The 21286-nt window shown below is 74.6% G+C and carries 19 protein-coding genes; 15 read left to right on the forward strand and 4 right to left on the reverse strand.

All coding sequences use genetic code 11. From position 1 onward, the window contains the following. The 8 genes from Q7L73_RS25815 to Q7L73_RS25850 form a co-directional block, all read left to right on the forward strand. Positions 1 to 280 (forward strand): response regulator transcription factor (locus Q7L73_RS25815; protein ID WP_304715711.1); only part of this gene is annotated, 280 nt, incomplete at its 5' end. A 78-nt stretch (positions 281 to 358) separates the two neighbouring features. Then, positions 359 to 5104 (forward strand): Ig-like domain-containing protein, encoded by a 4746-nt coding sequence (locus Q7L73_RS25820; protein WP_304715712.1) that lies wholly within the window; start codon positions 359 to 361, stop codon positions 5102 to 5104. A 116-nt stretch (positions 5105 to 5220) separates the two neighbouring features. After that, positions 5221 to 5553, forward strand: a complete 333-nt coding sequence (locus tag Q7L73_RS25825; protein ID WP_304695832.1) for a hypothetical protein — start codon at positions 5221 to 5223, stop codon at positions 5551 to 5553. Continuing rightward, a complete protein-coding gene (locus Q7L73_RS25830) occupies positions 5550 to 6140 on the forward strand; it encodes a hypothetical protein (RefSeq protein WP_304695830.1) in 591 nt (196 codons plus the stop codon). Before Q7L73_RS25825 ends, Q7L73_RS25830 begins: the two co-directional genes overlap by 4 nt. A 97-nt stretch (positions 6141 to 6237) precedes the next feature. Further along, complete coding sequence (locus Q7L73_RS25835) at positions 6238 to 7449, forward strand: acyl-CoA dehydrogenase family protein (RefSeq protein WP_304695828.1); 1212 nt, start codon at positions 6238 to 6240, stop codon at positions 7447 to 7449. After that, on the forward strand, positions 7446 to 8612 hold the full coding sequence (locus Q7L73_RS25840) for an acyl-CoA dehydrogenase family protein (protein WP_304695826.1): 1167 nt from the start codon (positions 7446 to 7448) through the stop codon (positions 8610 to 8612). The genes Q7L73_RS25835 and Q7L73_RS25840 overlap by 4 nt, the downstream gene beginning before the upstream one ends. A gap of 10 nt (positions 8613 to 8622) precedes the next feature. Then, entirely contained in the window at positions 8623 to 8973 is a 351-nt protein-coding gene (locus Q7L73_RS25845; RefSeq protein ID WP_304695824.1) for a YbjQ family protein, read from the forward strand. A gap of 35 nt (positions 8974 to 9008) precedes the next feature. Further along, positions 9009 to 9401, forward strand: a complete 393-nt coding sequence (locus tag Q7L73_RS25850) for a hypothetical protein (RefSeq protein WP_304695822.1) — start codon at positions 9009 to 9011, stop codon at positions 9399 to 9401. Between the two features lie 78 nt (positions 9402 to 9479). On the opposite strand, the gene Q7L73_RS25855 is transcribed toward Q7L73_RS25850, so the two are convergent. After that, complete coding sequence (locus tag Q7L73_RS25855; RefSeq protein ID WP_304695820.1) at positions 9480 to 10268, reverse strand: DUF3891 family protein; 789 nt, start codon at positions 10266 to 10268, stop codon at positions 9480 to 9482. Positions 10269 to 10356: 88 nt separating this feature from the next. Between Q7L73_RS25855 and Q7L73_RS25860 the strand changes: the two genes are divergently transcribed. The 3 genes from Q7L73_RS25860 to Q7L73_RS25870 all read left to right on the forward strand — a co-directional run bounded on the left by Q7L73_RS25860 (position 10357) and on the right by Q7L73_RS25870 (position 12934). After that, the gene (locus tag Q7L73_RS25860) at positions 10357 to 11256 is read left to right on the forward strand and encodes an ABC transporter ATP-binding protein (RefSeq protein WP_304695818.1); all 900 of its coding nucleotides are present in this window, start codon (positions 10357 to 10359) and stop codon (positions 11254 to 11256) included. Then, on the forward strand, positions 11253 to 12428 hold the full coding sequence (locus Q7L73_RS25865) for an ABC transporter permease (protein ID WP_304695817.1): 1176 nt from the start codon (positions 11253 to 11255) through the stop codon (positions 12426 to 12428). The genes Q7L73_RS25860 and Q7L73_RS25865 overlap by 4 nt, the downstream gene beginning before the upstream one ends. Positions 12429 to 12571: 143 nt before the next feature. Beyond that, positions 12572 to 12934 (forward strand): hypothetical protein, encoded by a 363-nt coding sequence (locus tag Q7L73_RS25870; protein ID WP_304695815.1) that lies wholly within the window; start codon positions 12572 to 12574, stop codon positions 12932 to 12934. Between the two features lie 77 nt (positions 12935 to 13011). On the opposite strand, the gene Q7L73_RS25875 is transcribed toward Q7L73_RS25870, so the two are convergent. Continuing rightward, positions 13012 to 14034 carry a hypothetical protein gene (locus tag Q7L73_RS25875; protein ID WP_304695813.1) on the reverse strand — a complete coding sequence of 341 codons (1023 nt, stop codon included), beginning with the start codon at positions 14032 to 14034 and terminating at the stop codon, positions 13012 to 13014. Beyond that, complete coding sequence (locus Q7L73_RS25880; RefSeq protein WP_304695811.1) at positions 14034 to 15677, reverse strand: collagen binding domain-containing protein; 1644 nt, start codon at positions 15675 to 15677, stop codon at positions 14034 to 14036. Before Q7L73_RS25880 ends, Q7L73_RS25875 begins: the two co-directional genes overlap by 1 nt. A gap of 62 nt (positions 15678 to 15739) precedes the next feature. Here Q7L73_RS25880 and Q7L73_RS25885 point away from each other — a divergent pair, with 62 nt between their 5' ends. From Q7L73_RS25885 to Q7L73_RS25900, 4 genes are all read left to right on the forward strand, one after another. Continuing rightward, positions 15740 to 16816: a response regulator transcription factor gene (locus Q7L73_RS25885; RefSeq protein ID WP_304695809.1), complete on the forward strand. Its 1077-nt coding sequence runs from the start codon at positions 15740 to 15742 to the stop codon at positions 16814 to 16816. Positions 16817 to 17017: 201 nt separating this feature from the next. After that, on the forward strand, positions 17018 to 18217 hold the full coding sequence (locus Q7L73_RS25890; protein ID WP_304715713.1) for a helix-turn-helix transcriptional regulator: 1200 nt from the start codon (positions 17018 to 17020) through the stop codon (positions 18215 to 18217). Then, on the forward strand, positions 18202 to 19086 hold the full coding sequence (locus tag Q7L73_RS25895) for a response regulator transcription factor (RefSeq protein ID WP_304696072.1): 885 nt from the start codon (positions 18202 to 18204) through the stop codon (positions 19084 to 19086). The genes Q7L73_RS25890 and Q7L73_RS25895 overlap by 16 nt, the downstream gene beginning before the upstream one ends. A 72-nt stretch (positions 19087 to 19158) precedes the next feature. Next, positions 19159 to 19527: a hypothetical protein gene (locus Q7L73_RS25900; protein WP_304696074.1), complete on the forward strand. Its 369-nt coding sequence runs from the start codon at positions 19159 to 19161 to the stop codon at positions 19525 to 19527. 110 nt (positions 19528 to 19637) lie between these two features. On the opposite strand, the gene Q7L73_RS25905 is transcribed toward Q7L73_RS25900, so the two are convergent. Continuing rightward, complete coding sequence (locus Q7L73_RS25905; protein ID WP_304696076.1) at positions 19638 to 21254, reverse strand: peptidoglycan-binding protein; 1617 nt, start codon at positions 21252 to 21254, stop codon at positions 19638 to 19640. Between the last annotated feature and the right edge of the window lie 32 nt (positions 21255 to 21286).

Consider the following 21286-nt stretch of genomic DNA (forward strand, 5'->3'; position numbering starts at 1 on the left):
CCGCGCCGAGGCGCGGCTGCGCGCCGCCGGGCTGCGGCGCGGAGCGCGCGGGCCGCGCGGGCCGCAGGGCCAGGCGCCGGCGAGCGGCTGGGCGGCGCTGACGGCCAGCGAGCGGCGCGTCGCGGAGCTGGCCGCGGAGGGCCTCTCCAACCCGCAGATCGCCGAGCGCCTCGTGATCTCCCGCCACACCGTCGCGACGCACGTCTCGCGCGCGCTCGCGAAGCTCGGCCTCCGCTCCCGCTACGAACTGGCGGGCGCGCGGCCGGACGACGCCGGGTAGATCACCCGTCCAGGCGCCGGCCAAGGATCACTAAGTGAGGGATCTCTTTCGCGCGCGCGACCGCCGATGGACGAGTCGATGCCTCGATCTGCCGCCACCACCGCCCTGCGCGCCGCGCTCACGCCGCTGCTGCTCGCCCTCCTCCTGCTCGCCGCGCTGACCGCGCCCGCGAGCGCCGACCCGACCTGCCTCACCGGCACCCAGGCGAGCTTCGCCTACAGCGGCGCCGAGCAGTGCTACACGGTCCCGTCCGGGCCCGGCACGCTGCGCGTCGAGGCGATCGGCGCGGCCGGCGGCGCAAGCGGCCGGCCCGGACCGGCGGCAGGCGGCGTCGGCGCGCGGATCGCATCCGACCTCACCGTCACCCCCGGCTCGACGCTCTACGTCGTCGTCGGCGGCAGCGGCTCGGCCGGCGGCGGCGGCTTCAACGGCGGCGGCACGCCCGGCACCGCGACGCTCGCCAACTGCGACCAGTGGGGCTGCAGCTACAAGCCGAGCCTCGGCGGCGGCGGTGGCGGCGCGACCGACATCCGCACGCTCCCCTCCGCCAACCCGCTCTCGCTCTCCGCGCGCGTGCTCGTCGCGGCCGGCGGCGGCGGTGGCGGCGGCGGCTTCGGCGGCGGCGGCACCGGCGGCGCGGCCGGCCAGCCCGGCAACAGAGTCACGTTCTCGCTCAACGAGGGCGTCGGCGGCGCCGGCACGGCCAGCGCGCCCGGCGACGGCGGCGCGACCGGCGGCCTGGCCGGCAGCGGCGCAACCGGCGGCACCGGCGGCCAGTACGGCGGTGGCGGTGGCGGTGGCGGCCTCTACGGCGGCGGCGGTGGCGGCTACGAGACGACCTTCAACGAGTACGCGGGCGGCGGCGGTGGCGGCTCCAGCCTCGTCCCGGCCGGCGGCGCGCTCAGCACCAGCGGCAGCGCCGCGGCGGTCAGATTCACCTTCTACGGCGACCCGGCGAGCATCGCGCTGAGACTGAGCCAGGACACGCTCGTCGCCAACGGCAGCGCGACGACGACCGCGACCGCGACCGTCAGAGACACCGACGGCTTCCCGGTGCCCGGCAGAACCATCAGCTTCACGAGCGACGGCGGTCAGCAGGTCAGCGCCACGACCGACAACGGCGACGGCACGTACACGGCGACGATCACCGCCACGACGAGAGCCGGCGGCGCGACCGTCAGAGCCGCCGTCGGCGCGCTCTCCGACAGCAGATCGCTGACGCAGACCAACGGCCCCGCGACGCAGGTCTCGCTCGCGCTCGCGGACGCGCTCCTCTACGCCGACGGGCTCAGCACGACGACGGCGACGGCGATCGTCGGCGACGCCTTCGGCAACCCCGTCGGCGGCCTCGCGCTCCAGTTCGCCTCGACCGACGCCGGCCAGCAGGTCGGCGCAGCCAGCGATCTCGGCGGCGGCAGATACCAGGCGACGATCAGAGCCTCGACGACGCTCGGCAGATCGACGATCTCCGCGACCGCCGCGAGCGCGCCCGGCCAGCCGAGCGCGACCGCGACGCTGACGCAGCTGCGCGCCTGCGTCGCCGGCGCGCTGCGCAGATTCGCGACGACCGGCGACGAGCAGTGCTGGACCGTCCCGGCCGGCGTCACGAGCGTGCGGCTGATGGCCGTCGGCGGCGCGGGCGGCGGCGGCGGCAGCGTCGGCGTCGGTTCGGGCGGGCTCGGCGCGCGCGCCGTGCGCGACCTGACGGTCGTCCCCGGGCAGAGACTGTTCGTCCACGTCGGCGGCAACGGCGCCGGCGACGTAGGCGGCTACAACGGCGGCGGTGACGGCGGCTCCAAGCAGCCGCTCGACATCGCCGTCTCGATCGGCCACGGCGGCGGCGGCGCCTCCGACGTGCGCAGCTGCCGCATCCTCGACTGCCCGCTCGCCGTCAACGACACGCGGCTGCTGGTCGCGGCCGGCGGCGGTGGCGGCGCGTCGGAGGCCAACGGCGGCGCGGCCGGCGGCAACGGCGGCCAGTGGTCGGGCACCGGCGGCGGCAAGGGCGGCGGCGCGGGCACCACGCTCGCCGGCGGCGCCGGCGGCGCGATGGGCTCGCCCTACTTCCAGGGCGGCGGCCCCGGCGACGCCGGCACGCTCGGCGCCGGCGGCAAGGGCGGCGCCGGCTACGGCATGGCCTGCGGCGCCGGCCGCGGCGGCGGCGGTGGCGGCGGCCTCTACGGCGGCGGTGGCGGCGGCGGCTCGACCTGCGGCGGCGCGGGCGGCGGCGGCGGCGGCTCCAGCCTCGCGCCGAGCGGCTTCGTGACGGCCGCGACGGCGGCGACGCCGTCGGTCGTGATCTCGACCCAGGGCGCGCCCGCGCAGCTGTCGCTCGCGCTCGGCACGAGCGAGCTGGTCGCCAACGGCTCGGCCTCGACGACCGCGACCGTGACGATCAGAGACGCCGGCGGCGCGCCGGCGATCGGCGAGCAGGTGACGATCGCGGGCAGCGGCGGCCAGGCGGTCGGCGCGGTCACCGACAACGGCGACGGCACCTACACGGCGACGGTCACCGCCTCCACGAGAGCCGGCTCCTCGACCGTCACCGCCACTGCCGGCCCGCTCTCCGACAGCAGAGCGCTGAGCCAGGTCCACGGTCCGGCCGCGAGCGTGAGACTCGCGCTCGATCCCGCCGCGATCGTCGCCGACGGCAGCGCGACGACGACCGCGACGGCGACCGTCGCCGACGCCTATGGCAACGCGGTGCCCGGCGAGACGGTCAGCATCGTCAGCGACGGCCTGCAGACGGTCGGCGCGGTCGCCGACAACGGCGACGGCAGCTACGACGCGACCGTCACGGCCACTGCCAGAAGCGGCAGCGCGACGATCAGAGCGACCGTCGGCGCCATCTCCGACAGCGCGACGCTGACGCAGACGCCCGGCGCCCCGGCGCAGGTCGTGCTCGCGCTCGACGACGACACGCTCGTCGCGAACGGCACGGCGGCGACGACCGCGACCACGACCGTCACCGACGCGCACGGCAACGGCGTGCCCGGCGAGGAGGTCTGGATCACGAGCGCCGCCGGCCCGGCCGTCGGCGCCGTCAGCGACCACGCCGACGGCACCTACACGGCGACCGTCACCGCCTCGACGGGCGCGGGCGCGTTCGAGATCGGCGCCGCCACCGGCGCGCTCGACGCAGACCCGGTGACGCTGAGACAGGTCGCCGGCCCGGCGACCGAGCTGGCGCTGACGCTGGCGCAGCCGGAGCTGCTCGTCGGTACCGGCACGACGACCGCGACCGCGACGCTCGCCGACGCCTTCGGCAACCCGGTCGCAGGTGAGGACGTCAGCATCGTCAGCGACGGCTCGCAGCCGATCGGCGCCGTCACCGACGCCGGCGACGGCAGCTACACGGCGACGATCGACGCGACCACGAGAGCAGGCAGATCGACGCTGACGGCGACCGCCGGCAGCCTCAGAGCGAGCGCGACGCTGACGCAGAGAGCGGACTCGGCGTGGGAGGTCGTGACGACGGTCGCGCCCGACAGGCTCGTCGCCGACGGCAGCGCGACGACGACGGCGACCGCGTCGGTGACCGACAGATACGGCAACGTCCTGCCGCTCGGCGGGATCTCCTTCAGCAGCGACGGCGGCCAGCAGATCGGCCCCGTCAGCGACGACGGCGACGGCCGCAGCACGGCGACGGTCACCGCCTCCACGCGACCTGGCAGAACGTACGTCCGGGCGCAGTACGGCGGGCTGCTCGGCGGCGCGTGGCTGACCGAGGTCGCCGGTCCGGCGGCGACCGTGACGGTCGCGCTCGCCGACGACGCGCTGACCGCCGACGGCAGCGCCGCGACGACCGCGACGGCGACCGTCACCGACGCCCACGGCAATGCCGTCGCGGGTGGCGACGACGTCGTCTTCAGCAGCGACGGCGGCCAGGCGATCGGCCCGCTGACCGACCACGGCGACGGCGTCTACAGCGCGACCGTCACGGCGACCACGAGAGCCGGCTCGGCGACGATCACCGCCACCGACCGCTCGGTCGCGCCGGCCGTCAGCGGCAGCGCGCAGCTGACGCAGCGGCCCGGCCCGGCGGCGCGACTGGCGCTGACGCTCGATCCGGCGGCGATCGTCGCCGACGGCGCCGCGACGACGAGCGCGACCGTGATCGTCACCGACGCCCACGGCAACCGCCGCCCCGACGGCGGCGAGCGGATCGCGCTCGGCGCCGACGGCGGCCAGCAGATCGGCCCCGTGACCGACCACGGCGACGGCCGCTACAGCGCGGCCGTCACCGCCACCAGAGCCGCCGGCCGCTTCACCGTCCGCGCGAGCGCCGAGGCGTTCGCGACGCCCGCGAGCGCCGAGGCCGGGCTGACGCAGCTCGCGCCGGCGCCCGTCGACGGCGGTGGCGGTGGCGGATCGGGCGGGCCTGTGCCCGGCGGGCAGGGCGGCGACGATCCCTCCGCCACCGCTCCTCGCCTCGCGCTCGCGCGCCTGACGGCGAGCAGACGCGGGCTGCTGACGGCGCGCGTGACCGCGCCCGCCGCCGGCCGCCTCGTGCTCGTCGCGACGGCGAAGGCGCCGGCCTCGGCCTCCGCGCGCTCCGGCAGCGCTCGCCGTGCCGGCAGCCGGGCGGGCAGCGCCGTCGTCAGAGCGGTCGTCGTCGCCCGCGGCGCGCTGCGCGTCAGCCGCACCGGCGCCGTGCGGCTGGTCGCGAGACCGACCAGACGCGGCAGCGCGCTCGCCCGCCTCGGTCGCCGCGCGCCGCTGCTGACGGTGAAGCTGACCTTCCGGCCGGCGGCCGGCGGCAAGGCCCAGACGATCACGCTGCGCCGGGTGCGGCTGGGGAGCGCGCACCCGGCGCGCCGCTGAGCCGTGGCGCACGGGGCGCGCCGGCTCCGCTGGCCTGCGCGCCCCTGCGCACAATTGGCACAAATTCCAAGATAACTCGTGGCGACAATCCAGCGCATCGACCGTACGGTCTGTGCATGCTCCAGTTCGCCCCCATGGACCCGGTCGAGCGGGTCAAACAGATCGTCCTCAACGAGGTCGTCGGCTTCGAGGTCGACGGCATCACGATCCTCGACGCCGAGTTCCGCGCGCCGGCCTTCGACTACTTCGAAGAAGACGAGATGATCGTCGTCACGCTGATCCTGACGGACCCGCTCGATGACGGCCCCGGCTGGCCGCGTGAGACCGCCGACGCGATCACCATGTACGCCAGCGACACCGTCTCGGTCGCCCAGACCGGATGCGTGCCGATCTTCCACTTCGGCGCCGAGCACCCCAACTACGGCTACGGGCGGGTGTCGCGCGGATGAGCGTCGTCGACCAACTCGCGCCGGACGCGCTCATCAGCCACGCCTGGCGGCTCGTCGGCGACGAGCCGCTCGGCACCGCCGCGCACGCGCTCGACCTCCGCCGCGCCGTCTCGAGCGCCTACTACGCCGTCTTTCACGAGGTCTGCCACCGCACCGCCGGCCAGGTGACCGGCCGCGGCCGCTACACCGTCACCATCCCCGATGTCGTCGTCGCTCATCTCGTCCGCGCGATCCCGCACCGCGCGGTGGCCACCGCCTGTCGGCAGGTCGAAGCGCTGCGCAAAACCCGTCCGGACAACCGTTGGACGAACGAGCGGGTCGCCGCCTGGCATCTCGTCCATGTCGACCCTCCCAATCCGCCATCGGTTCACCTCTGCGCCTTTGCGATCGCGCTCGTCAAGTCACTCGATTTCCGGCAGCTCGCCGACTACGACCGCCTCGCGGTCATCGAGTACGACGACGCGGCGAACGCGGTCGACGCGGCGGAGAGAGCGCTCGTGACGTTGCGTGAAGACGGCGATACGCCCGCGTTCCAGGGGTTCTTCACGCTGGTCGCGATGGCGGCGCGGGGCTCGATGCGGGCGTGATGCCCGGCGCGTTCACGACCTCCTGACGGGCGGCCGGGCGCCGGGCGGTATGGTGCGCGGCAGGAGGAAGTTGGCCAGCCAGCCAGGAAGGAGAGACGTGGATCTCAACGACACCCCAGAGCAGGCCGCGTATCGCAGCGAGGTGCGCGCATGGCTCGACGCCAACGCCGGGCACGCGCCGAGCGCGCGCGGCACCGGCGACGACACCGCGGCGGTCGCGGCGCACCGGGCGTGGCAGCGGCGACTCGCGGAGGCGAGCTACGTCGGCGTCACCTGGCCGGCCGAGCACGGCGGCGGCGGGCGCGGGCCGCTCGAGCAGGTGATCGTCAACCAGGAGATCGCGCGCAAGGGCGTGCCGGGGATCCTCGACGTGATCGGCGTCGGCATGCTCGGCCCGACGATCATCGCCCACGGCACCGACGAGCAGAAGCAGCGCTACCTCGGCCCGATGCTGCACGGCGACGAGGTCTGGTGCCAGCTCTTCTCCGAGCCGGCCGCCGGCTCCGACCTGGCCGGCGTGCAGTGCCGCGCCAAGCGCGAGGACGACGGCGGCTGGCGGATCACGGGCCAGAAGGTGTGGACGACCAACGCCCAGTTCTCCGCGTACGGCCTGCTGCTCGCGCGCACCGACCCGGAGCAGGCGAAGCACAAGGGCCTGACGATGTTCATCGTGCCGATGGACGCGCCCGGCGTGACGGTCGTGCCGCTGCGGCAGATCTCCGGCGAGCCGGAGTTCAACGAGGTCTTCTTCGACGACGTGCGGCTGGAGCCCGGGGCCGAGGTCGGCGCGGTCAACGGCGGCTGGGGCGTCGCGCTGACGACGCTGATGTTCGAGCGCCTCACGATCGGCGCCGGCAGCGAGGGGATGGGCTACCGCGCCGAGCGCTTCGCCGACGCGCTCGCGGCCGACCCGGCCGCCGTCTCCGACAGCGAGGTGCGCCACGCCTACGGCGAGCTGGCGACCGAGCTGCTCGCGCTGCGCTTCACCGGCTACCGGCTGCTGACGGCGATCAGCCGCGGCCAGATCCCCGGCCCGGAGGCCGGCCTCGGCAAGGTCACCGCCGTCAACGCCGCGATCAAGGCCGGCGACCTGATCGCCGACGTGCTCGGCCCCGAGACGCTCGCCGCAGGCGAATGGGCCGACCTGATCTCGTTCCTGCCCGGCCTCAAGTCGGCCGGCGGCACGGAGGAGATCCTCCGCAACACGATCGGCGAGCGCGTCCTCGGCCTGCCGCCGGAGCCGCGTCTGGACAAGGGCATCCCGTTCTCGGAGCTGCGCGCCAAGGAGCGCCAGGAGGTGAAGGCATGAACTTCGAGCTCTCCGACGAGCAGGTCTTCCTGCGCGAGGCGGCGAGAGACGCGCTCGGCCGGGTCAAGACGGTCGAGGCGGCACGTGCGGCGCTGGAAGGCGAGCCGCTGCCCGATCTCTGGCCGACCGCCTCACAGGCCGGCTGGACCGGGCTGCTGATCGGCGAGGAGAACGGCGGCGCCGGGCTCGGCGCGCTCGACGCGATGCTGGTCGCGCTGGAGGCCGGCCGCGTGCTGGCCGGCGTGGCGCTGCTCGGCCACCTGCCCGCGACCGCGCTGCTCGACGCCGACGGTCAGCATCCGAAGCTGCTGGCGGCGCTCGCAGCCGGCGAGGAGCGGGCGGCGTTCGTCGCGCTGCGGCCCGGCGACGATCGCGACCCCGCCTGGACCGCCGAGCCGCGCAGCGGCAAGCGGCGCGCGGCGGCGCCGTCCGTCGGCCCGCTCGCCGACGGCGCCGACGAGGGCGGGCGCTACGACGCGACGGTCAGCGGCACGGTCGCGTGGGTGCCGAACGCGCCCGGTGCCGGCACGCTCGTCGTCGCCGCGCTCGACGGCGACGAGCCGGTCGCGCTGCTGGTCGACGCGATCCGCGACGGCGCGCCGGTCGACGGCGTCGCGGTCGAGCCGGTCAGCGCCTACGACGCGACCCGCTCGCTCGGCCACGTCACGCTCGACGGCGCCCGCGCGCGGCGGCTGGAGGTCGACGCCGGCGAGCTGGCGAACGCCTGGTACCTGGCGCACGCGCTGATCGCGGCCGAGTCGCTCGGCACGGTCGAGGAGGCGCTCGCGCGGTCGCTCGAGTACGCGAAGGAGCGCTACACGTTCGGCCGTCCGATCGGCTCCTACCAGGCGGTCAAGCACGCGCTGACGGAGGTGCTGCGGCGGCAGGAGAACACCCGCTCGCTGCTCTACTACGCCGGCTGGGCACGGCAGGACGCGCCGGCCGAGTTCGCCGTCGCGGCGAGCGCGGCGCGCTCGTCGGCGGGCGCGGCGCTCGACTTCGCCGCGCGCGAGCTGATCTCCGTCCACGGCGGCATCGGCGCGACGTGGGAGCACGACGCGCCGCTGTTCTTCCGCCGCGCACAGCTCTCGCGCCGCCTGCTCGGCGGGACGGGCGACGCGACCGACCGTGTCGCCGGGGAGCTGCTGAGCGTCCGCGGGTAGGGTCCGCGTCATGAGCGACGACGACATCATCATCACGACGATGAACGACCTCCCCGGCTACGAGGTCGTCGAGGTCTACGGCGAGGTCTTCGGCCTCGTCGTGCGGGCGCGCAACGCGTTCGGCAACATCGGCGCCTCCTTCCGCACGATCGCCGGCGGCGAGGTGAAGGGCTACACGAAGCTGCTGACCGAGTCGCGCAATCACGCCGTCGACCGGCTCAAGGACGCGGCGCGCGACCACGGCGCCAACGCCGTGATCGCGATGCGCTTCGACTGCAACGACATCGGCAACGTGATGAGCGAGGTCGCCGCCTACGGCACCGCGGTCACGGTCCGCAGAGCGTACGCGCCGCCGTCCTGACGCATGCCGCGACGGGCAGCGGGTAGGGCGATGGAATGCGCCAGATCCATCGCATCGCCCCACTCCCGCTGCTCGTCGCCACCGCCGCCGCGCTGCCAGCCGTCGCCTCCGCCGACCGCGCGCCGATCAGGTCGGAGCGCGTCGAGCTGCGCACCGCCGTCGTCAGATCGAGCCTCGTGCCCAAGAGCGTCAGAAACGGCAGATTCAAGCTCGTCAGACCGCGCATCTCGACCAGAGGCCGCTGGGCCCTCTCGACGATCACGCCGGTCGACGCCGGCGCGAGAAAGCTCGACGCCGTCCTCGGCCTGTTCCAGAGCAGAGGCAGCAGATGGCGGCTGGTCGAGGTCGGCACCGCGCTCGTCGGCTGCGGCAAGCTGATCGTCCCGCGCGACGTCCGCCGCGACCTCGGCATCCGCTGCTCGGCCTAGCCTCCCGCCCGGCCTCATCTCCCGCCCGGCCTCACCCGCGGCGCGGCCTGGCCCGCGCCAGGCGGTCGCGCGCCGGCCTCACCCCTGCAGGTAGATCCGCACCGTCTCCGGCGGGCAGGCGTCGAGGTCGGCGCGGAAGGCGGCGTCGTCGGGCCAGGTGCGCTTGGGCAGCAGGCGGCGGACCATCGTCAGCGTCAGCGGCTGCTGCGCGAACGGGTACGGCGTCGCGCCCAGCCGCCATGGGCCGAGCGGCTCCAGCGCCACCCGGACGCTGTCGCCGTCAGCCGTCGGGACCGCCTCGGCGGCGCCGCTGGCAGTCCCACCCTCGAGGTCGCCGAGGGCGCAGAAGAGCGAGACCAGGTCGGCGACCTGCAGCAGCGCGTAGTCGTGCCAGCGCTCCTCCTCGCTCACCTCCAGCAGCGCCGCGAGCGCCTCCTGGCGCTGCTCCTCCTGGTCGCAGAAGGTGTCCGCCAATGCGCGCTCCTCGTCGCTCAGCCGCATCGGCCCGGCCGGCACGACGCCGTAGCGCTGCCGGTAGAGGCCGCTCATGTGCATCGAGACGAGCAGGCCGGCGTAGCGGTCCTCCTCGCAGACGACCTCGACGCCGGCGCGATAGAAGGCGAGGTGCGGCGCGACCGGCACGCCGAGGAAGTTGCGCGGCGCGCCCGTGTCGGGATCGAGCCGCGGCCGCCGCTCCCAGACCGCCCAGCCGTCGTCGTGGCGGGTCGCGGCGAGCGCCGCGCTCGCCAGCCGCGCCGGCGCTCTGAACCCCTCCCCGCCCCACGCGGCGACGAGCTGGCCGGCGACGTCGCCGTGGTCGGTCTGCATCACGATCTGCCAGGCGTCGCCTGCGTCGCGCACGAGCATGCGGCGAGCCTACCCCGCCGCCCGTGGACGCCGCACGCTGACGCCCGCACCGTTTGGCGCGGCGGAGCGCGGGCAAGCTCGCCAGCAGATGTCCGCCGTGCTGCAGTGCCGCGACCTCCGACTCCGCTACGGCGACCTGGTCGCCCTCGACGGTCTCTCGCTCGACGTCGAGCCCGGTCGCATGACCGGCTTCGTCGGGCCCAACGGCGCCGGCAAGACGAGCACGATGCGAATCGTCCTCGGCGTGCTCGGCCCCGACGAGGGCACCGTCACGTGGGAGGGCCGGCCGCTCGACGCCGCCGCCCGCCGCGGCTTCGGCTACATGCCGGAGGAGCGTGGCCTCTACCCGAAGATGCGCGTCGCCGACCAGCTCGTCTACCTCGCCCGCCTGCATGGCCTCGACGGTCCCGACGCCGTCCGCGCCGCCGACGACCTGCTCGACCGCCTCGACCTGACCGACCGCGCCAGAGACGAGCTGGAGGCGCTCTCGCTCGGCAACCAGCAGCGCGTCCAGCTCGCCGCAGCGCTCGTCCACAGACCGTCGCTGCTGGTGCTCGACGAGCCCTTCTCCGGCCTCGACCCGATCGGCGTCGACGTGCTCGCGGGCGTGCTGCGCGAGGAGGTCGATCGCGGCGTGCCGGTGCTCTTCTCCTCCCACCAGCTGGAGCTCGTCGAACGGCTCTGCGACAGCGTCGCGATCGTCAAGAGCGGCCGCATCGTCGCCGCCGGCGAGGTCGAGGCGCTGCGGCGCCGCGACCGCAGACGGCTGCTGCGGGTCGAGGTCGACGCGCCCGACCGGCACTGGCTCGACGGCCTCCCCGGCGCGACCGCGATCGGCCCCGCCCACGACGGCGGCCTGCTGGTCGAGCTGGCCGACGACGCCGACCCGCAGCTGCTGCTCGACCGCGCCCGCGCCGCCGGTCCCGTCACCCACTTCAGCACCGTGCTGCCGTCGCTGACCGAGCTGTTCCGCGAGGTGGTCGCGTGAACAGCCCCCGCTGGCTGGTCGCCAAACGCGAGCTGACCGAGCGCGCGCGCAGCCGCGCCTTCCAGGTCGGCACGCTGATCCAGCTCGTCGCGATCGCGGTCGTGCTCGTGATCGCGAGCGTCACCGGCGGCGGCGACGACACGAAGACGGTCGCGCTCGTCGGCCAGGCCTCGCAGCCGTATGCGCAGGCGTTGAGAGCGGCCGGCCCGGCGCTCGACGCGACGATCGAGACGCGCGACTATCCCAACAGAGCGGCCGCCGCGAAGGCGGTCGAGGACGGCGACGCCGACGCCGCCGTGGTCGATGGCGCCGAGGTGCTGGTCGAGGACGACCCGAGCGACACGCTCGCCGCCGCGATCCAGGCGACCCGCGGCCAGCTCGCCCTCCGCGAGGCGCTCGACAGAGCGGGCGTGCCGCCGGCGCAGCTGCAGGCGGCGCTCGACCCCGCGCCGCTGCAGGTGCGCGTGCTGGAGCCGCAGAACGAGGACCGCTCGACGCGCCAGGGGATCGCCTTCGTCGCCGTGCTGCTGCTCTACCTCGCGATCTTCACCTACGGCCTGTGGGTCGCCGGCGGGATCGTCGAGGAGAAGGCCTCGCGCGTGATCGAGGTCGTGCTGAGCGCGATCCGGCCGCGCGAGCTGCTGTTCGGCAAGATCGTCGGCCTCGGCCTGCTCGGGCTGGGCCAGTTCGCGCTCGTGCTCGCCGTCGGGGTGATCGGCGCGAGCCTGCTCGGCAGCGTCGACCTGCCGCACGTGACCGTCGGCTGGGTCGCGATCGTCGCGCTCTGGTTCCTGCTCGGCTACGCGCTCTACGCGACCGTCTACGCGGTCGCGGGCGCGCTCGTCTCGCGCCAGGAGGATCTGCAGTCGAGCACCGGCGCGCTCAACATGGTCGTGATCGGCTCCTACATCCTCTCGTTCGTCGCCCTGCAGGACCCCGACGGCACGCTGATGACGGTCGTCTCGTTCCTGCCGCCGAGCGCGCCGATGGCGATGCCGGCGCGCTGGCTCGTCAGCGACGTGCCGCTGTGGCAGCTGCTCGTCGCGATCGCGCTGACGCTCGTGACGACCGCGGGAACGCTGCGGCTGGCGAGCGTCGTCTACGCCCGCGCCGCGCTGCGGATCGGGCCGAAGCTGTCGCTGCGCAAGGCGCTCGCCTCGCGCGAAGGCTGAGCGGCGCGGGCCGGCCGGCTCGCCGCCGCGCGCGTGGCGGAAAACCGCCGCACGAGCGGCGGCCCGCCCGCCTGGGAGCGACCGTCGCCGGCCGCGAAGCTGCCCTCCGTCACGACGAACGTCACTTCACGGAGGAACCCCAGATGATCCGCATCCCCGCCGCTCTCACCGCCCTTGCAGCCGTCGCCGCGATCGCCACGACCGGCTGCGGCTCCAACGACGACACGACCGAGAAGCTGCAGCAGCAGGGTCAGCAGCTGCAGGAGAGAGGCAGAGCGCTGCAGCAGAAGGCCGCGACGATCGCCAGAGGGGTGCAGGACGGCACCGTCGACCCGCAGGACGCGTCGAGAGAGCTGCAGGACGACGCCGCGCAGATCACCGAGGAGGCGAAGGACGCGGCCGGCGACGCGATCGACGCGGCGAAGGACAACCCGAACGTCCCCGACGAGGTCAAGCAGCAGCTCGACGACGCGCAGGCGCAGATCGACTCCACTGGCGGCAACTAGCCGGACGGCGGAGCGAGCCGGAGTCGTCCCACCCCCGCTCGCTCCGTTTGTCCCGCCTCACGACGCCGGCGGCGGAGTCACTTCTGTCTCGTCCCACCCGCCGGCACCGCAACTCGTCGCACCAGCGCGGCCGCGCCCGGCGCGCTGATCGTCACCCGGTACGTACCCGCATGCAGGCCGCGCGGCAACGGCAGCCGCACGCGGCCCGCTCTGGCCGCTCTCGCGCCGAGCCGCGCGACGGTCGTGCAGACCGTCCGCCGGCGCGGTCGTCTGCGCACGACGCAGCGCTCGACCCGCGCCGTCACCCGCGCCGGACCGCTGACGTCGACCGTCAGCGCACGCCCGTCGCGCGCGAGCCGCGACAGTCTCGGCGCGGCCGGCGGCGTGATCGGGGTCTGCGGCGTCTGCGGCACGACCGGCGTCTGCGTCGGCAGCTCCGGCGCCTGCTGCGGCGTCGCGCTCCAGTCGACCTGCAGCAGCACCTCGTAGCCGTCCATCCAGCCGACGTCCGTGTTCGAGTTGCCGTTGGTCAGCTCCGGGTGCAGGAACGACGCGGCCGGCACGCTCGTGTTGAAGGTCCCGTGGACGCCGAAGTCGTGCACCGGCAGCGTCCCCGGCCCGACCGCGCTGACGACGACGATGTCGCTGTACTGCGAGCCCGGCCGGTTCGGGTCCAGGCCGCTGCCGGCCGTCAGCGACAGCGGCACCGTCGTGACGTCGTTCGGCGCCGGTCTGAAGACCTCCGAGCTGCGCTGATGGGTGCAGCAGAGGCCGCCGCCGGAGCTGATCACGGAGATCCGCAGCGGCGCCGGGCTCGGCCCCGAGCGAACGCGCGCGGCGGTGATCACGCCCTGCCCGACCGGGACGTAGGTGCTCGCCGCCGTCAGCGGCGCCGACCACCACATGCAGCTCGTCATCCCGGTCGGGATCAGCTGCGCCCCGGCGAGCGCGATGTAGGGCCGCGCCTCGCAGCCGAACGCGAGGTTCGGCGTCTGGTCGAGTCTGCTGCCGAACGTGACCGCCTCGGCGGCCGGCGAGCGGATCGCCGCCAGCGCGAGCGCCGCGGCCATCAGCAGCATCGCGAGCGCGAGCCGCCACATCAGCAGCCGCCCGCCTTCGGATACGGGAAGCCGAGGTAGTGCCAGCCGCGCAGGTCGTCGTCGATCGTCGCCGTGCCGTCCTGCGGGCTCAGCGCCCAGCCCTGCGCGCCGGCGCCGGCGATCCACTGGGCGAAGCTCGGCGGTGCCGGCAGCTGCCCGGCCTTGGCCGCGCCGGCGAAGCCGCCGAAGGCGAGCGACGTCGCGCTGTTGAGCGTGTCGGGCGAGAGCACGATGCCGTTGTTTGCGCCGACGCTCCCGTTCGCGCCGACGGCCGGTCGCTCGCCGGCGGGATAGGCCAGCAGGCCGGACATCGCGCTGCCGCGCACCGGCGTGTAGGCGAGGCCGCGCTGGAGCTTGGCCGACAGCTCCTCGGCGAGCGCCGTCGGGGACGACGGCAGCGTCAGCGCCTGCGCCGTCGCGACGTTGGCCAGCTCGCCGGGGAGCCCCGCGGGCGCGAGCGCGCCGGTCGGCTCGTTGACGATCGTCGCGGTGTCGGAGACGTCGGAGATGTGCTTGTAGCGCAGTCTGCCGGCGTCGTCCTTCGCCCACACCTGCAGCACGAAGGTCCCGGGGACCGTGCCGAGCTGGAGGGCGATTCTGCGCTCGCCTCTCTCGTTGGTCGTCTCGTCGAACGGGAAGACGTTGCCGGTCTGGCCGCGCGTGCCGCTCGGCCAGCGCAGGAACAGCGTCCAGTCGATGTCGCAGATGTGCGCCGGCACCGGCGCCTCCTCCGGGTTCATCGAGACCGATCTTCTGAACGGGATCACGCTGACGACGAGGTTCGGCACCGGCTCGCCGAAGCGCTCGGCTCTGATCGTGCCGGTCACCTGCTCCAGGCCCGTCGCCGGCACTCTGTCGCGGTCGAACGTGAGCGTCACCTTCAGGTCGTCCTCGACGGCGAAGTCGGCGCGGGCGCTCTTGCGATTGCTGACCGTGACGACCTTCGAGGCCGGTCTGACCGCGCCTCTGCCGCCGTACTTGCCCGGCAGCGTCGGAGTGACGCGGTAGCTGCCGCTCTTGCTGACCGTCGTCGCGAAGTAGCCGTTGGCGTTCGTCTTGACCGTCTTGCTCTGCGGGCCGTGCAGCTTCACGGTGACGTTCGGGATCCCCTGTCTGCTGGCGGTTCTGTTGTTCTCGGTGCGCTCGCGCGTCACCTCGCCCTCGATCACCTTCTCTCTGCCGAGCACGACGTAGAAGTCGTTCTCCGTGTAGGCGCCGAGCGAGGCGTTCTGAAACAGCGTCATCCCCAGCGAGGTGACCCAGCCGGGGGTCGCCGAGACCGCCTTCCAGGTGCAGGTGCGCGAGCCGGAGGAGCCGGCCTTGGCGACCTTGTCGCCGCTGCAGCGCTGCAGTCGCAGTCCCGCTCCCCCGCTGAGGAAGCGGCCGCTGCGGGTCGGGCTGAAGCCCCACGCGTAGACGCCGCTGACGCGGTCGCCGACGTGCAGCACGCGCTTGGAGAGTCTGAAGCTGATGTAGCCGATGTCGTAGACGCACAGGCCCGGCCCCTGCCAGCCGATGCAGTCACCGACGACGGGGGCGGGACCTCTGGGGAGCGCCGCGGCGGAGCCGGCGACGACGCCGGCGCCGGCTCCGGCCAGTGCCAGGGCGAGCGCGACGGCCGCGACGAGACGACGGACGGTCATGCCAACTGTTCCTCCGGTCTACGTGGAAATCGCGTAGGCGCTCCCGCTACAGTCGGCGCCTCATGAACGCACGGACGCCGGGCCTCGAGCAGCGCCTGATGGACGTCGTCGGCGACGCCTACGGCTTCGTCGACCTGGACGAGTTCCGCAGCGGGATCCTGCCGCTGCTGCGGACCGCGGTCCCCAACGACTACGCCGCCTACAACGAGGTCGACGTCGACCCCGAACGGATGTGGGGCATCTCCGATCCGGCGCTCCCGCCGGAGACGCCGAGACGCTGGGCGCGGCTCTCCCACCAGCACCCGGTGCTGCAGTACGTGCGCCGCACGCGCGACGGCCGGCCGAGACGGATCTCGGACTTCGTCGACCGCGTCGCCTTCCGCCAGACCCGCCTCTACCAAGACTTCTACGCCCCGCTCGGGATCGAGTCGCAGGTCTCCTTCACGCTGCCGTCGCGGCCGCCGGTCGTCGTCGCGATCGCGCTCAGCCGCGGCCCCGACGACTTCGACGACGGCGAGGTGACGCTGCTGACGCGCGCCCGTCCCCACCTGATCCAGGCCTACCGCACGATCGAGCTGTCGAGCGCCCGCGCGGCGACGCTGGCCGCCCTCGAGCGCGGCCTCGATGCGGTCGCAAACCCCGTCGTGGTGGTCGATCCGCACGGTCGCATCGCCTTCGCGACCGACGCCGCACGCGCCCTGCTGGCCGACCGGCTCGGCACCGACGCGGCCGCCGAGCGGCTGCCGCGCGCGCTGCTCGACGCGCTCCGCCGCCGCGCCGGAGACGCGCGCTCGACCGAGCCGCTGCTGCTCGGCTCCGGCGACAACGTGCTGACCGTGCGCGTGCTGCCCGGCCTCGACGGCGAGGGCAGCGCGATGCTGCTGCTGGAGCCCGGCAGCGGCGGCATGAACGTCGCCGCGCTGCAGGCGCTCGGCCTGACCCCTCGCGAGGCCGAGGCGCTGCGCTGGATCGCGCTCGGCCGCTCCGGACCGGAGACCGCGAGCCTGATGGGGATCTCGCCGCGGACGGTCGAGAAGCACCTCCAGCACGTCCACGAGAAGCTCGGCGTCGCGACCAGCTCGCAGGCGGCGGCGACCGCCTGGGCGGCGGTCGGCGTGCGTCGTCCCCAGACGCCGTAGGGTCGCGTCAGCGCTCTCCTCCCGAGCCTTCATCGGCCCCTGACGGTCGCGCCCGCGAGGCCGTCTGTCGAGAGGTCAGAAGTGGGTACGACCGCCTCCCCCGCCCGCTGTACCAGGGCGCGACGGCGTGCTAATGATGGCGCGGCTTGCGTGCGCACCGGGACCGGGTGCGTCGATGGGATCTGAGGGGACGGCGACGCGATGGACGGCGACGACGAGCTGACGAGAGGCGGCGCGACTGCGGCTGTGCGCGCGGGCGCGGGTGCGCTGCCGGTCGGCGGCGTGGCCGCTGCCGTGCGCGCGGGCGTCGCCTGCGAGCTGCTGCCGCTGCGGGTCGCGTGCGCGATCGGCGTCGCCGACTCGCTCGTGGCGCTCACCACCGCGGTCGTCTCACGCCCGTGGGCGAGCAGCATCGCGATCGGGATCGCCTGGCTGCTCGCCTGGGCGGCGGCGCTGGCGACCGTCCCGCGCTGGGCGTCGTTCGCGCGCACACATGTCTGGTGGCTGGCGCCGCTCGCCCTGGTCGCGGTGCTGCCGGCGGCAAGCGACGGCGGCTACCCCGGCAACCTCGCGACCCAGCCCCAGTGGATCGCGCTCGTCGCGGCGGCGGCCGCGGCGTACGGCGGCACGGCGACGGGCGGCGGCGTCGCGGCGGCGGGAAGCGGCCGCGCGGCGGGCGGCGGTACTGCGGCGGGCGGCCGCACGGCGGGCGGCGGTACTGCGGCGGGCGGCCGCACGGCGGGCGGCGGCGATGGCGCGCGGCGGCGGCGCTGGGCGCTCGCCGGCCCGGCGCTCGCCTGCGGGGCGGCGCTGAGCGCCGGCAAGCTGGCGATCTTCCTCGCGACCGGCACCTCCGCGACGACGCTCGCGCCGTGGGGCGGTGAGACCGACGACGCGACGACCGCCACGCTCGCGCCGATCGCGATCGCGCTGCTCGGCGTCGTCGGCGTGACCGTCCTGCGGCGCGTGCTCGCCGCGACCGGGCCCGCGGGCGCCGCGGCCCCGGCGCTCGCCGAACCCGCGTCCGCCGCGTCGCCGCCGGCCCGCTCCGCCGTTCCCGCCCTCGCCGCGCCGCCGCCTGCCCCCTCCGCGCCGTCGCCGCCCCCCGCGCCCGCCTCCACCCCGCTGCCGCGGCTCCCGGGCGAAGCGCCGATCTCGGTCGACGTCATCGCCGCGACCGTCCCTGACGCCGAGGAGCCGGCGGACGTGGCGGCGCCGCGGCTGAGCCCGGCCGAGCGGGCGGTCGTCGCGCTGCTCGCCGACGGGCTGACGCCGAAGCAGATCGCGCACGAGCGCGGGACCTCGGTCGAGACCGTCCGCACGCAGATCAAGCGCGCCAAGCGCGCGACCGCCGCCCGCACGCTCGACGAGCTGGTCGCAAGCGCATGGCGCCCGAGCTGAGGCTGCGGCTGGCCGCGTTCGAGGCCGGCGCGATCGTCGGTGCGGCGGGGGGCGGGTATGCGCTCCTGCTGATCGTGCTGCGCACGAGCGGGGTCACACGTGTCACTGGTCTGACCGTCGCGCTGCTGCTGCTGAGCGCGCTGCTGCTGGCCGCGCGCGAGCCGGGCGCGGTCGCGGCGGCAGTGCGCCGGCGGCAGGATGCGGTCGTGCTGGCCGGGCTCGCGCTCGGCGTGGCGCTGGCGGCCGTCGGCGCCGACGGGCGGGCGCTGTTCCTGCCCGCGCTGCTGACGCTCACCGCGCTCGGCGCGCTGACCGGCCCGCGCCGCGCGCTCGCCGCCTCCGCGCTCACGACCGCCGGTCTGCTCACGCCGCTGCTGACCGACCCCGCCGCCGTCGCCTCGCGCGGCATGCTCGCCCTGACCGCGTTGGCGCTGCTGCTCGTCCCGCCCGCGCTCGCCGCGCTCGTCGCCCGCCTCGCCACCGCCGCCCCCACCCCGCCGGCGCCCGTCGCGCCGCCCGCGCCCGCCACCCCGCCCGAGCCCACCCCTCCGATCCCCGTGAACTTTCGGGTCCAGGAGACCCGAGACTTCACGGGGATCGCCTCGGAGCCGGTGGTGGAACCACCTCGTTCGAGCGCGCTCACCCCTCGCCAGGTCGAGGCCGTCGCGCTCGCCGCGCAGGGGCTGCGGCATGCCGAGATCGCCGAGCGGCTGGGGATTTCGATCCACCAGGTGCGGCGCCTGCTGCGGCAGGGCCGCGAGCGCGTTCACGCGCGAACGACACGTGAACTCGTCGCATGGGCGATGATGCAGGGGATCGTCGCGCCCGCGCAGGGGTGTGAGACCGAAGCGAGACCTTCGGACGACTGACGCGACGAGTCAGATCCATTTTCATGTGCGCCGTCGCACGTACGGGCACCGAAATATTGAGGAGGCAACTGCATGCGTATCCAGACGAGCTTGTTGGCGGTCGCGGTCGGCGGGGCGATCGTGCTCGGCGGCTGTGGCAGCGACAACAAGAAGGTCGAGGATCTCGGCAAGACGCTGCAGCAGCAGGGCCAGCAGCTCCAGGAGAGAAGCAGAGCGCTGCAGGAGAAGGCGAGAGAGCTGGCGCAGCAGGTCAGAGACGGCAAGATCACGCCCGAGGAGATGCAGAGACAGCTCCAGGAGGACGCGAGAAAGCTGCAGAGCGAGGCGCTTGACGCGACCAGCGACGCGGTCGACAAGGCGAAGGACATCGACGGCGTGCCGGACGATGCCAAGCAGCAGCTGGAGGACCTGCAGAGACAGGTCGAGGACGCCACCAGATAGCGGCCGCTCCGGTCTCGTGACGCGCCTGACGCGTCGCGGGGGCGGACCGCATCGCCTCGCGGCGCGGCTGACGGGCCGCGCGAGACCGCTTCCGCCCCGCGCCCGCGCTGCTATCTGCGCGGGCCGGGCGGGATCTCGTCGCGGCGGGCTCTCAGGCCCGCCGACGCGGGGCCGTTGACCCGCGGCAGCGCCGCCGACGCGGCCGCCGCCCGCGCGCCGCGCGCCTTCGCGGCGGACGCCCGCGCCACCGACACCCAGTTGGTCGTCTTCGGCGTCTCTCTCAGCAGCGTCGGCCAGGTCGCGTCGTCGATCACGCCGGTCGCGTCGATCCCCTTCGACGACTGGTACTGGCGGACCGCCGTCGCGGTCCCCGGCCCGTAGTCGCCGTCGACTCTCAGCGCGGCCCCGCCGCCGTTGAGGTGCTCCTGCGCCAGCACGACGAGGTCGCCGCGCGAGCCGGTCTTCGAGCCGTTGGCCTTCAGCGTCGGGTAGCGCGGGCTGTCGAGCGGCTCGACCGCGGCCACGTCGGCGCCGACCGCGTTCCAGTCGGACGCCGAGGCGAAGTCCCACACCCACCAGCTCAGGCCCGTCGCGCCGTAGCCGGCCGACAGCTGGCGGAAGCGGCGGACGTCGCTGGCGGAGGTGCCGTCGTAGGTCTGCCCGAGCGGGTAGATCGGCGTCTGGTAGACGCCGTTGTACTGGTAAGTGATCTGCAGGCTGGTGTCGACCGACGTCCCGATCGTCTTCCAGTAGACCTGCGGCAGGTTGAAGGTCGCGCCGCCCGGCGCCATGAAGACCGAGTAGGGGAAGCCCGGGTGGTAGTGGACGTACGGGAACGAGGTGAGGCCGATCGGGTAGCCGTCGCCGACGGCCGCGCGCAGCGCCTTCGTGTACCGCTGCGCCTGCGCGTACTTGCCCTCGTAGTCGCCCTCGGCGTCGATCACGAAGCAGTCGGCGCCGGCCTCCTTCGCGGCGGCGGCGGCGCGCGCCTCGCCGAGCGGGTCTCTGCCGTAGACGAACTGCCAGCCGCAGACGTTCAGCCCAGTCGCCTTCAGCGCCGCCACGGCGGAGGACGAGAACTGCGACCAGACGTTGGTGCCGTCGGCGCTCTTGAGGAAGATCGTCCGCACACCGGCCGCGGCGGCCTTCGCCGCGATCGCGTCGGGGTCGCCGCCGGCCGCTCTTCTGAGGTACCAGATCCACATCCCGCTGCCGTCGAAGACGCTTCTGCCGTTGCTTCTGACGGGCGGCGTGACCGGTGTCGGTCTCGTCACTCTCGTCGCCGCGGGCGCCTTGCGGACGGTGACGCGGACGCCGTTGGAGTAGCGCGGCCCCGGCATCACGACTCTGACGACGCCGCTGACCGCGTCTCTGGGCACCGTCACGAGCAGCCGCGTCTTGGTGCGGAAGCGACCGGCGACGCGGCGCTTGCCGGCCTTGCCGGAGCTGCTGCGGACGGGGAACTCGACGCGCCCGGACTTCGTCAGCCCGCCCGCGCCGATCAGCATCTTGCCGCCGCGCACGACGATCGTGTGCGAGCCCTGACACGGGTACGGCACCGACGAGCAGCGCACGAAGACGAGCTTCGGGCCCTTCTTCACCGCCTTCTTGGAGACGGCGGCCTGCGCGTCGGCGCTGGGCGCGAGCGCGGCGAGGGCCGCTCCGCCCGCCAGAAGCGAGGCGACGGCGAGCAGCAGCAGGGTGGTCTGTCGGCGGACGGCGGACATCGGGACAAGCAAGCGATCCAGCATATGGGCCG

Source organism: Conexibacter sp. CPCC 205762 (assembly GCF_030646155.1).
Lineage (GTDB): Bacteria > Actinomycetota > Thermoleophilia > Solirubrobacterales > Solirubrobacteraceae > Conexibacter.